Genomic DNA, 1,778 nt, shown 5'->3' on the forward strand with positions numbered 1-1,778 from the left:
TTCCCATGGGACGCAGAGCGTCCCCGGTTGCCTTCCCACGCCGAGCGTGGGAACGATCTGTACGCCGTCGTCGCGGGCCCTCCCACAGGATTCGGCGGTGTGCTTATAATTCCCAGCTTGCTAACGATCGAGACCGGTATGACCGCCATCCACATCAAGTTTCCCGCCCTCACCCTCAAGGCCGGCCCACGGGCCATGGCGCGGATTCGTGCGCAGGGATTGCACGCCGCAGACGTCGGCACCCTGCCCGGTGCAGCCGGTGGGCCGAAGGCGTTGGGGATTCAGGGGCTCGATCTGGCGTTGTTCGGCGAGTGGCTGCCAAGTGCGCCGCGTGAGCGTTCGCTGATCGGCGCCTCGGTGGGTTCCTGGCGCTTCGCCAGCGCCTGCCTGCCGGACGCCGCCGAGGGCATTCGCCGCCTCGGCCAGCTCTACGCCGAGCAGCATTTCAACAAAGGCGTGAGCATGGCCGAGATCAGCCAGAGCTCGCAGCGCATGCTCAATGATCTGCTCGACGGCCGCGATGCGAGCATCCTCGAAAACGCCGATTACCGACTGAACATCATGGTGGTGAAAAGCCAGGGCCGCCTCGCTGAAGACCATCGCGGGCGCCTCGGTCTGGCGCTGGGTTCAGTGATCGCCGACAACCTGCGCGGCCGTGCACGCCTGTCGCGACACTTTGAGCGGCTGATCATCCACGATCCGCGCCTGGCGCCGCCGCTTGATGCCTTGACCGATTTCCCCTCGCGCTTCGTTGCCCTCAACACCGGCAACCTGCGCCAGGCCCTGCTCGCTTCCGGATCGATCCCGATGGTCATGGAAGGCGTACGCGACTTGCCCGGCGCCGGCGCGGGTACGTTCCGCGACGGCGGTTTGCTCGACTACCATCTCGACCTGCCCTACAGCGGCGACGGTATCGTGCTCTATCCGCACTTCACCGATCGGGTGATTCCCGGCTGGTTCGACAAGACCCTGCCCTGGCGCCGCGCTTCGGTGCAGCGTTTGCAGGATGTGCTGCTGGTCGCGCCGTCGAAGGAATATCTGGCCCGCCTGCCCTACGGCAAACTGCCCGAACGTAACGACTTCAAACGCTTCATGGGCGATGCGCCGAGCCGGCAGAAATACTGGCACACGGCGATGGACGAGAGCCGCCGACTGGGCGACGAATTTCTCGAACTGACGGCCAATGGTCGCCTCGCCGAGCGCTTGCTGACCCTTTAGTCAGCACGGCCAAAGACAAGCTGATAAACTCGCCGCCTGCCCGAATCGCTGCGGCGAACGCCATCTGAACAGAGCCGAAACTACCGTGGAAATCTTCAAAGAGTTTACTTTCGAGTCCGCCCACCGCCTGCCGCACGTCCCGGACGGCCACAAGTGCGGACGCCTGCACGGTCACTCGTTCAAGGTCGCGCTGCACCTGAGCGGCGACCTCGACCCGCACACTGGCTGGATTCGCGATTTCTCCGAGATCAAAGCGATTTTCAAGCCGCTGTATGAGCGCCTCGACCACAACTACCTGAACGACATTCCCGGCCTGGAAAACCCGACCAGCGAAGTGCTGGCCAAATTCATCTGGAATGAGATGAAGCCGTTGTTGCCGGAACTCAGCGCGATCCGCATTCATGAGACGTGCACCAGCGGCTGCATCTATCGCGGCGAATAGCAACAAAGATCTCCTGCCAAAGCCATCGCCGCTGCCCTCATGCGCTTCTTCTGACCCAACATTATTCCCCCTGACACCGATCGTTACCACGCTCTGAGTGGGAATGCCTCAACGGACG

2 protein-coding genes are annotated in these 1,778 nt (G+C 63.0%); both read left to right on the forward strand.

Features of this window, described 5'->3' with window-relative positions; all coding sequences use genetic code 11:
• Nucleotides 1–138: 138 nt before the first annotated feature.
• Nucleotides 139–1,218: a patatin-like phospholipase family protein gene (locus F8N49_RS27550; RefSeq protein ID WP_151553296.1), complete on the forward strand. Its 1,080-nt coding sequence runs from the start codon at nucleotides 139–141 to the stop codon at nucleotides 1,216–1,218.
• Between the two features lie 85 nt (nucleotides 1,219–1,303).
• On the forward strand, nucleotides 1,304–1,660 hold the full coding sequence (gene queD, locus F8N49_RS27555) for a 6-carboxytetrahydropterin synthase QueD (protein WP_007915588.1): 357 nt from the start codon (nucleotides 1,304–1,306) through the stop codon (nucleotides 1,658–1,660).
• Nucleotides 1,661–1,778 lie beyond the last annotated feature (118 nt).

The organism is Pseudomonas sp. GXM4 (genome assembly GCF_008923895.1).
Lineage (GTDB): Bacteria > Pseudomonadota > Gammaproteobacteria > Pseudomonadales > Pseudomonadaceae > Aquipseudomonas > Aquipseudomonas atacamensis.